Origin of the sequence: uncultured Shewanella sp. (genome assembly GCF_947495455.1) — a bacterium.
Lineage (GTDB): Bacteria > Pseudomonadota > Gammaproteobacteria > Enterobacterales > Shewanellaceae > Shewanella.
In genome coordinates this window covers 1-10,816 of sequence record NZ_CANLZC010000143.1, presented here as the reverse complement: position 1 = coordinate 10,816, position 10,816 = coordinate 1, and the positions used below count along the sequence as shown (strand labels likewise).

The following is a 10,816-nucleotide window of genomic DNA, read 5'->3' as shown; positions in this document are numbered from 1 at the left end:
TTCCAACCCCAGTTATTTCAGGCTCACCTAACGTAAAAATAGACAATAAACCCGCCGCGAGAGTGGGTGATCCATTACTACCTCATATCAAGCCCAATAACCCACCTCATAATCGTAAAATAGCCTCGGGGTCGAGCACGGTATTTATTAATGGAAAACCTGCTGCGATGCATGGAGGTAAAATCAGTTGCGGTGGTATTACAATTGGCGGCGGCACGGTGAATATTGGAGATCTATATGTGCCACCTTCACCAATGGAAAAAGAACAACCTTTTATTGAAACAGAAGAGAGCAATGATCCAAAACCCAATGAAGCTCAATCAACTAAGGCAAAAGTAATCGAGAAGGTCAAAGGTAGTACCCCAGAAATGTTAGATGCAGCTGAACGCGCAAAAAAAGCATTATCAGCTGATACCGACAGTACACCTCAAAAAAATACGCCACAAGTTGATCCTAATCATATGTACTGGCCAGCGTATGATCATACTGCTGAAGAAGGTAAAAAACAGATTGAGTTAGATTATGCTCAACCTATTTTAGAGCTGGCAATTTTAAGTCCAGATGAATGGAGTGAGTTTTTCACTAATGTGGGTCATGCAGTTGCTGGCACAATGGCAGCGAAAGGGACAAGAGATGCTGTTCAAACCGCAAAAGCGTTAGGAGGATATGGCGTTACGGCGTACGTTAAAAGCTACAATGGTGTGGATTATATTATCCTCAAAAATTACAAAAAGCACTTAAAAACCTTATTGGCTGGAACACGTTACAAAGCATCTAATCCACAAGTAGTTCAGTTAGGTTTAGCTGCGCTGAAATCAGCAAAAGGAATGGTGAGTTATGTGACCGTATCAGCACCAGTTGAATTAATGATAGGTTCGGCTGTTAATGGGGCGCAATTCTTATTAAATGATCAATACACGCTGGAACAATTAGGTGTCGATGAGGCGCGTTTAGTTGTTAATACCATTGTGACCGCAGGTCTAGCATTAGCAGCTGGTATAGCATTCCCTGGTATTGCCGCAACAGTAGTTGGTTCTGGATGTATATTAGCTGTATCGGGTTTATTAGTTCATAGTGTCGACACAGAGACTAATTATAGCACTGATTTTGTTAACTTTATTAAAGAGCAATTTAAATGATAAGACATGTTTTACTTTTGTTGTTAACCCTGTGTCTTCTGTTTGGTGTGATTTGGATTGCAGACTTTTTCTTACTCGCTCAATTTATTAATCCTGAAAAGGTTCATATTTTTGATTTTGATATTTTTGGTGTTTATTCTATTGCCATTTTTGGGTTTACGGGCTTGTGCTTAGTAGGTGTCTTTCATCGATTTGCTGAAGTGATTAAAAATAAGCATATAGAAATGCCCGCTAAGCCTTTTTGGATCGCTTTCGCTATTTTGTCAGTGATCGGTTTAATTGTTAATTATGCCAATTATTTTAAAAATATTAGAGGTTATAATTTGGTTGAATGTCAGTTTCATAGCCAGAGACACAGAGACTGGATGATCAAAAAATATGCTAGAAGCATAGAGGAATGCCAAAAATATGTTGATCAGAAACTTAATGAAAATAATGTGAACCGATAGGACAATAAATACTCTTCTCCAAAACCTCACATTGGCATCATTCTTAGGTGCCAATTTTCCCCCACATTTCAATTCATTTTTAGCGTTCATCAAAAGCGTTCACATCAAGAGCAAAAGTGACCGTTTTTGATGCCGCCGTCCTCTCTAGGTTGCACTCTCGTTTCAACCTAGAGTGGACGGCTCATCTGGCTTTGCGGGGAATTGCACACGGAAATTCGGTATCGATGAGGTGAACGCAAAAAAAAGCCCCTAAAAAGGGGCTGTTCGCTGAAGTTGGGATATAACTTTGAGTGAACGATTAACACCATTGAAGCCTAGTTGATTTACGCCCGTTTTTCTCCCCAATTTGAATACACCAAACAACTTGAATTTATCGCTCTGTAGGAATCTCTTTTAACAGCTACTCGCTTTTCGCCATTTTCTTATATGACAGCTACTCACAGCGAATTAATTTAAACATTTTGATATACCGCCTTAACGATCCCCTTAATAGGCGGGACGAAAATATCCAGATTTTTGGGCGAGTTCAGCGGAGGGTTTTAAAGGGAGTATCCCTTTAGCACACGGGATGGATGAGTCGCTACGTAGTAGGGGTGTCATACGTCCGTATCGTGCCTATGTCTTGAAATGATCACCACATGGTCACCACGGCATCACCATCATATCACCTCATGGTCTACACGGTATCACCACTTGCTCAACAGTGATCTACACAAGATCATCATTGTGTCACCACCAAAGAAGCACTGAATCAACATAGCGTCACCATTTTTGATAACGATAATTTTTGTACTCTTTTTTGTACTCTATGTGTACTTCCTATGTACTCTCTATGTACTCGGATGTACTTTCTCTGTACCTTTTATGTACTCTGCATGTACCCCCGATGTACTCTCCTTGTACTCTGTGTGTACCCCGATTCAAGGCATAGGCACGATACGGACGTATTACATCCCGTGTGCCAAAGGGTTCCCCTTTGAAACCCCAATCTCGAAGAGCAGGATTAAGTATTGAGAACGGAGTGCGAATAAACTTAAAAAGTGAATAGGACACCCCGTTTACGGTGGTAGGCCTACTTCACCTATCCTGCCTGTGTAATGCCATTTAATAGACTTAAAATAAAATTAAAATATTCTTTATCGTTGCTTAAAATTTTCTTATAAAAAAATTAAACCACTTTACGCTTTTGAATAGACTGCGCTAATTCAAAATCCCTCAGCGGCTCCATATTCAATCAAAAAAACTTAACCTATGCAATGGGGTGTCTTTTTGGAGAAAGTGGCTTAAATCGCCATTTTGACCCCTTAAAATGCGTTTTCGAACGTAGTGAGAGCATGGGAGCGGAGCGAAACCAAAACGCAGCGCGTTTTTTCTTGTCGAGATATCGCTTGTTAAACCCCATTCAGAGCGTCAAACAGCCCCCTGCTAATGAAATTGCCCCTTCATCCTGCCTGACAAGCTTTTAAATTCGTTTTGGTCTTAGAGAGCCTTTCGGGGGCGTAGCCGAAATGCCGTTAGCGGGTTGTGCTGTGTGCTCGCCCCTGCCACCGGCAGGAAATGGCGAGGCATTATCGCTTGTGTCTTTTGCTTTTGGGGGATGCCGGAAACGAGCGAAGCGAGGGGAAGGGCTGGCGGGGGTGAAACCCCCAAGAAGGGTTATCACTTTTGAATTTTCAAAAAGTAAAATTATCCACAAGTGAATCTCTTTTTAATAGATCTTTTTTAAGATCGTTTTTAAAAACGTTTTTAGGAAAATCACGAATTGCTACAGCCCAGTTATACCAAGGCTTCTAGAGTAGTATTTTTTTTAAAATGTACTCTTTTGATGGTGAAGTGTACTCTTTTGATGGTGAAATGTACCTTTTTGATGGTTCAAATGTACCTTTTTGATGGTGATATCCACAGAGGGCATTAAAATTTGACCCACAAATGTACTCGTGCTAAAAAAGGTACATTAATAAAATGTACCGAGTTGATGGTTATGGAACTAGTTGAAAAAAAAGGAACTGAGCTAACTGAATTACAAATATCAATTAGTCATGCTATAACTCGTGCGGCTCATGGTTTAACGCTCGTAGAGAAGCGTATTGTGGCACTGTTTATTGCTAAGTTTGATAATAGCAAACACAGAAAAGCATTAGGGCGTGTCATCCCACTTCAAGATGCAACAATAAGAATTACAGCGAAGGAATATTCAGATACCTTTGACATTCCAATGAACATTGCTTACAGAGACCTATTAAAAGGGACTGACAAATTTTTCGATCGATACTGGCGAGTAATTCAAGAAACACCTAAAGGAAAAAAAGAGTTCAAATATAACTGGCTTGAAGGTGTTGTATATCATCATGGCGAGGGATGGGTAGAAGCCACTTTTGGTCAAAAAACAATCCCCCATCTAGTCTTTAATCTTAAAGATCAATATACAAAATATAAACTCAAATCAACGATTGCTTTAACTAGTGGTTATGCTTGGCGATTATGGGAATTAATGGCCCAGTTTGCCAATACAAAAAAACCAGCTAATGAAGAACGTTTAGTTCGCATCTCACTAGAAGATTTCCGTTATTCTATGGACGCCCCCAAAAGCTACAAATACTCCCAGATAAGACAAAAAATAATCGAATCATCAATAGAACAAATTCACAAACAAAATCAAATTAAAGTAACTTGGAGAGCAATAAAGGTCGGTCGTTCGGTTGTAAGTCTTGAATTTAAATTTAAGCCATGTGATCAATTAGACCTATTTTAAACTGGCAGAACAAATAACAATCAACCTTGTTGATGTAACCTAATGCATACAAAATTAAGTGATACTAAATAAGCAATGAAAATCAAATAAATATTTCTTATTACCAGTGATATCTGATAAATTACAGCATCAATTATTTTGGTATCTGTATTTTTCATAGGAAGCTGTATGTCAGGGAAGGTAGTAGCACTCTATCAATTGATGGAGCATGAAGCGTTAAGCATTGAAACCGATTTTTCTTACCTCAAAGACACCGATTTAAAGGCCTTTTTAAGCACAGGCGAGTCGCTATCTAACCTCAGAACTGCCCTGACTCGTGGTGAAAAATTACTCCTTGTCGACAAGCCCCGCGCACCTATGTTCATCATGGACTTTCCCAAGGCTGATCTCAGCACTGAGGACAGAGTTAAAATCATTCTGTATAGCTTAACGCCGATGCAAGTCAGGCAAGTGCATCCCGCCATCAATCCCGCGTATCCAAAAGAGATCATTAAGGCCATTGATAGCCGATTAGGCACCGTTGGCGGAGTGATGGTAGGTGGCAATCCCTACAAAAGCCCCTCATCGGGTAGCCTGCATCCTGCCAAGCCTATGAAACCCCTCACGCCAGAGCCGTTAGTGCCTGATCCAGTTCGCCCCCCAAGCAAACCTTTGACAGCACCCACTTTTGGCATGGCACCTAATCGCTTAGTCTTTCGGTTAGTGTATGACGATAAAGAGCAAACCAAGGCGGGGCACGTGCCTTACACCGTTATCATGGAAGACGGTAAAAATACCAAAATAACGGGGACACTCGATAAGTCTGGTCGCGCTGAAGTGCGCCCAGCTACCAACCACGCCGCTTACATTTTGTTTGGCGACGAAGCCTTAGCCGCTGACGCACAACATACGCTGGAACTCGCCTATAACAAGCTCGATAAGGCGATTAGCAATAGCGCTCAACAAAGCGCGGAACATGCCATTGAGGCACTGAGTAACCAGCAAAAGATCCCCGTTACAAAAGCATTTTCAGAGGCGATAAACAATAAACTCGCCGAACTCAATAACCAAAGTCAGGCGTTTGATAATCAATCGTTCTTGAGTCAGTCGTGGGACATGATGAAAGCGGCTCAATCGGGTTCGGTCAGTGGTGCAAGTGAATACTTGCCCGACTTAGGGGAGTTTGGCGAGCTACTCCATGCGGCAGACATTAACGTAACCATGCTAATTGAAGCCATTGTGACAGGGGATATTGACGCTTTAGAAGATAAATTCCAAGCATGGAAAGAGCGCGGAAAACAAGGCATGTGGGAAGCGACTGAAACAATGGAAATGCTGATTTTATTACTCAGTGATCGCCAAGGAAGAGAACTGATCGCCAGCTTACCCGCTCGCATGTTGGCCGCCTTACCCGCCGATAAAGTGGTGGAAATGAGCGCCTATCATGCCACTCAATTAGGTATGGACATGGCTGTTGTCACAGGCGGCACCGCACTAGGTACATTAGCGGGTGGGGTAGGGGGGCCGATTGCCTGTGCTTCACTCTTGCTTGCGGCCAACAGTCGTAAAGCGGGCAAAGTATTAGAGGAAACCATCGACGTCTTAGGCGAAATGAAAGACGCCATTAAAATCGTGCGTAACAACCATGATAAGCCTCGGCTTTATAAAAAAGATCCTTCAATTCCACGTGATAGAGAAGACCTCAACACACGCACTTTTGTGACGCCTTTAAGGGAAAAGAACAACAATAAAAAACAAAATGACGAGGATGATAAAACCTACAAGTGCGACTGGAAGGACTGTAAGGGTAAGCATGAAAAACCGATCCATTATGCTAAAAATCCAGCAAACTCCAAAGATAGAAAAAATTTAGAAAGAAGCCATGACTACGCTGACAAATGGACGAAAGCAGGGCTAGAACCTTGGGTAATTCATGGTGCAGGAATTGATACAAAAGCCACTCGGGAAGAATACCTTTCTGAAACAAAGAAAATCGATGACGTTAATAAAGCTGTCAAGATGAAACACCCTGAATACCCGACACAAAAACACCATTTGATTTCAGTCAATTTATTCACTCGTGTACCTAAATTGAAGCACAATGCTATTTTGTCAGGTTATAACGTTAACCACCCTAAAAATGGTATCTGTTTACCCGCATTTCGATTCGATATTGCTCAGCATAATTTGCAATGTCACCGAGGCCCTCACTCCAAAAGCCTCTACAATGACAAAATTGAAGTTTTTCTACGTGATTTAGAAAAAGACACTTTAAATATTTGTTCTAAAAATAAAAATCATCAAAAAACCTTAACTAAAGAGCTAAACGATTTATCAATTTTAATCAAAAAACGTATTAGTAAATGGCAATACTTACTTCGAACCAAAGCAAAAGAAGATCGAGAGTTTGCCAACAAAAGAATGGAAAATATAAATAAAATATCAACTGAGGTGTAAATCATGTATTGGATCATGTTTAGTGAAAGAAAGGATGAAAAAGAAACAAAATTAATGGGCGTGCCAAAAATTGTCACTGAATTAGATTTTGAATGTGATTTAGGTAAACACATCACAGGTGATTATCCCGTTATTGAATATGATTTTGAAGAAGATGATGATTTAGATTTTCCAAATGATAATTTAATGGCTCCTGGCTTTAAGGGGTTATTGATGCACAAAAGGGTATCAAAAATTTTGAGAGAAATAGAGGTCAATAATATTCAAGAATTCCCAGTTTTACTAAAAGGAATTGATGGCCATAAAAACTCAGATGATTACGAATTAGTTAATATTATCGGTGATGCCGATATTGTGGATTACGAAAAATCAGACATTACTTTAAGGCGTCCAAAAAAAATAAAGTTCATCGATTCTTTATCTTTCATTGATACCAGTGATATGCCTTTGCCTTACATTTTTCGCTTAACGAGTTTCCTCCCTTTAATTATCGCTCATGATAAAGTCAAACAAGCTTTTGAAGCAAAAAATATTACAGGATTTACCTTCTATAAACCCGAAGATTTTTATCTATAAAAATAAAAGCATTGGCATCATAAACAGGTGCCAATGTTCCCAAATATTCTCCACATTTTAATTCATTTTTTAGCGTAAATTCATGCGTTCATCAAAAGCGTTCACATCAAGAGCAAAAGTGACCGTTTTTGATGCCGCCGTCCACTCTAGGTTGCACTCTCGTTTCAACCTAGAGTGGACGGCTCATCTGGCTTTGAGGGAAATTACACACGGAAATTCGGTATCGATGAGGTGAACGCAAAAAAAAGCCCCTAAAAAGGGGCTGTTCGCTGAAGTTGGGATATAACTTTAAGTGAACAATTAACACCCTTAGAGCCTAGTTGATTAACGCCCGTTTTTCTCCCCAATTTGAATACACCAAACGACTTGAATTTATCGCTCTGTAGGAATCTCTTTTAACAGCTACTCGCTTTTCGCCATTTTCTTATATGACAGCTACTCACAGCGAATTAATTTAAACATTTTGATATACCACCTTGACGATCCTCTTATGGGCGGGACGAAAATATCCAGATTTTTGGGCGAGTTCTTCGGCGGAGGGTTTTAAAGGGAGTATCCCTTTAGCACATGGGATGGATGAGTCGCTACGTAGTAGGGGTGTCATACGTCCCCATCGTGCCTATGTTTTTCTCTAAAACCAAGAGTTCATTTTAAGCATTTACATTATAATGTTATTTTTAAGTAACGTTGATTTTATTTGGAGTGAACTATGAGTAAAGACAGCAACAATATGTTGTTTAGTGTTCGAATCCCTAAATCTATTGCTGAAAAATTAGATCTAGCATCCAAGGAATTACGAAAAGAGTCAAAGAAAACGGAAGCTGAATTCAAACGATACGTATTAACTTGTGGATTATGGGTAATTGAGAAGAAATTAAAAAGAACGGATGTGAGTCCTGATGAATTTGAACGACTCCATAACCCAAGAACTCATAGTGAAGCTCTCGATGCGATAAACAAAAAACTGGAAAACATCGAGAAGAAAGCAGAAGAAACAAAACGATTAATTGAGAGCCAGACTAAAAAAACCAAGAAGAGTTGGTTTAAATAGCCAGTTACTTAAAATTAACTTTTCAAATTAATTGGTCATTTACTTTCTTCTTTTTCGGAGTAAAAACATAGGCACGATACGGACGTATTACATCCCTACTACGTAGCGATCCATCCCGTGTGCCAAAGGGTTCCCCTTTGAAACCCCAATCTCGAAGAGCAGGATTAAGTATTGAGAACGGAGTGCGAATAAACTTAAAAAGTGAAGACATGGTACCCGTTTACGCGGTACATGTACTTCACCTATCCTGCCTATCTAATGCCATTTAATGAGCTTAAAATAAAATTAAAATATTCTTTATCGTTGCTTAAAATTTTCTTATAAAAAAATTAAACCACTTTACGCTTTTGAATAGACTGCGCTAATTCAAAATCCCTCAGCGGCTTCATATTCAATCAAAAACAACCTAACCCATGCAATGGGGTGTATTTTTGGAGAAAATCGCTTAAATCGCCATTTTGACCCCTTAAAATGCGTTTTCGAACGCAGTGAGAGCATGGGAGCGGAGCGAAACCAAAACGCAACGCGTTTTTTCTTGTCGAGATATCGCTTGTTAAACCTCATTCAGAGCGTCACACAGCCCCCTGCTAATGAAATTACCCCCTCATCCTGCCTGACATGCTTTTAAATTCGTTTTGGTCTTAGAGAGCCTCTCAGGGGCGTAGCCGAAATGCGACTAGCGGATTGTGCTGTTGTGCTCGCCCCTGCCATCGGCAGGAAATGGCGAGGCATTATCGCTTGTGTCTTTTGCTTTTGGGGGATGCCGGAAACGAGCGAAGCGAGGGGAAGGGCTGGCGGGGGTGAAACCCCCAAGAAGGGTTCTCACTTAGGAATTTAAAATTGAGAGAGATTTTAATGATTATTCTGTCTTTTCCCTTATTTTATTATTCTTATTAAGATATTAAGATATTGGGGGGGGTGGTAAAACACTGAAAATAAAATAAAAATCCCGCGAAAGGGCATCACCTAGTCAGTGAAAGGGCATCACCTAGTCAGTGAAAGGGCATCGTCTAGTCAGTGAAAGGGCATCGTCTAGTCAGTGAAAGGGCATCGTCTAGTCAGTGAAAAGACATCTGAATTAATGTTGATGCCCTTTCTATTTCTTGGTATTGTTTGTCTACTCTCCCAGAATAAGGATGTTAGTGATTTGAACTTGATGAGTATGAGTAAAAAAATTTATCACCGTAATGACGCTAGACCCGCTTTGATTGGTATGAGCCTTTCTGCAAAAAGATTGTTTTTTATGTGTTTAGCTCAACTAGAGCGAGAGTCGTCAAAAAATGATGTCTTAATTAAGTTTGACTCTTCAAAGTCATTTTTAATACAGGTCAAAGATTATGCTGCTTTGTGTGAAATTGACTACTCAGCCGCTTACCGCCAAGTTGTTGAGGGTGTTGAAGAGTTAAGAGGTTATGTATTACGCCCCTCTCAGGGTTTGCTTAGGAAGCAAGATGAGAATATCCCTGTAGACGCTATCACACCATTCACGATAGCTACTGATGGAACTTGGTATTCACGTGGTGAGGGCTGTGTAAATATTAAATTTGCTAAAGAAATGGAACCCTTAATTTCCAGTTTGACTGGGAATTTTACAGGACAATTTTTATTAAGCGCTATGCAAATTCCTGACGGAAATGCAGGGAAATTGTATTTAATACTTAGGGAATGGATAAGCCTTGGTTATTTGACTGACAAGTCCATAACCTTTGATGAATTAAAAGACACTCTAGGTCTTTCTACAATAAAATCTTATGAACAGTTTAAGTTATTTAATGACTTGTTTTTTAAGAGAAGTATAAAGAAAGTTATAGAAAAAACAGAGTTTACAGAGATAAAAATTGAAATATTAGAACGTCGTTCTAGAAAGGCTCACAAAGTAAAAGTTTCTTATCGGTATGATGTAAATCTTATTGATAAAAAAGATAAAATAGTCAATAAATTAATCACTAAATCCGATCTGTCTGAGAAAAAATCAGACCATAATATTGTTGATGTTGCTAATGAAGAATCTAGGTTTTTTGATAATCGTTGGTATTCTAAAGAAGAGGCAGGCAAACACAATATAGATTGGGAAAAAGGACTTACATCAAAAGAAATGATGTTAAAAATGAAGGATAGGTTTCAAAAGTAAAAATTAACGCCATTTGCTTTAGCAATTGGCTAGTTTTTCCTATCTCCCCTATATAGCACCCTCACAGCCAAACTCTTTCTAAAACTGATTATAGTTTTTACAAATAAATGATATTATTTCTTGATTTTTTTATATAAACCAAGGAGAGGTATCATGCCTAAAGCTGTAGTTGTTGGGGACATGGGAGAGGCACATGACGGTTATTTTCCAACCCCAGTTATTTCAGGCTCACCTAACGTAAAAATAGACAATAAACCCGCCGCGAGAGTGGGTGATCCATTA

At 39.5% G+C, this 10,816-nt stretch carries 8 protein-coding genes; all 8 read left to right on the top strand.

Annotation, left to right across the window (positions count from 1 at the left end; all coding sequences use genetic code 11):
- Positions 1-1,139: PAAR domain-containing protein (locus Q0791_RS23005; protein WP_299011543.1), on the top strand; the 1,139-nt coding region annotated here is incomplete at its 5' end.
- A complete protein-coding gene (locus Q0791_RS23000; RefSeq protein ID WP_299011541.1) occupies positions 1,136-1,588 on the top strand; it encodes a hypothetical protein in 453 nt (150 codons plus the stop codon). The genes Q0791_RS23005 and Q0791_RS23000, both read left to right, overlap by 4 nt.
- Positions 1,589-3,569: 1,981 nt before the next feature.
- Positions 3,570-4,340: a replication initiation protein gene (locus Q0791_RS22995; protein WP_299011539.1), complete on the top strand. Its 771-nt coding sequence runs from the start codon at positions 3,570-3,572 to the stop codon at positions 4,338-4,340.
- Between the two features lie 168 nt (positions 4,341-4,508).
- A complete protein-coding gene (locus Q0791_RS22990) occupies positions 4,509-6,776 on the top strand; it encodes an AHH domain-containing protein (RefSeq protein ID WP_299011537.1) in 2,268 nt (755 codons plus the stop codon).
- 3 nt (positions 6,777-6,779) lie between these two features.
- Complete coding sequence (locus tag Q0791_RS22985) at positions 6,780-7,352, top strand: DUF1629 domain-containing protein (protein WP_299011535.1); 573 nt, start codon at positions 6,780-6,782, stop codon at positions 7,350-7,352.
- Between the two features lie 709 nt (positions 7,353-8,061).
- Entirely contained in the window at positions 8,062-8,403 is a 342-nt protein-coding gene (locus Q0791_RS22980) for a hypothetical protein (protein WP_299011533.1), read from the top strand.
- A gap of 1,039 nt (positions 8,404-9,442) precedes the next feature.
- Complete coding sequence (locus Q0791_RS22975; protein ID WP_299011531.1) at positions 9,443-10,534, top strand: replication initiation protein; 1,092 nt, start codon at positions 9,443-9,445, stop codon at positions 10,532-10,534.
- A gap of 153 nt (positions 10,535-10,687) precedes the next feature.
- Positions 10,688-10,816: PAAR domain-containing protein (locus Q0791_RS25315; protein WP_366942501.1), on the top strand; the 129-nt coding region annotated here is incomplete at its 3' end.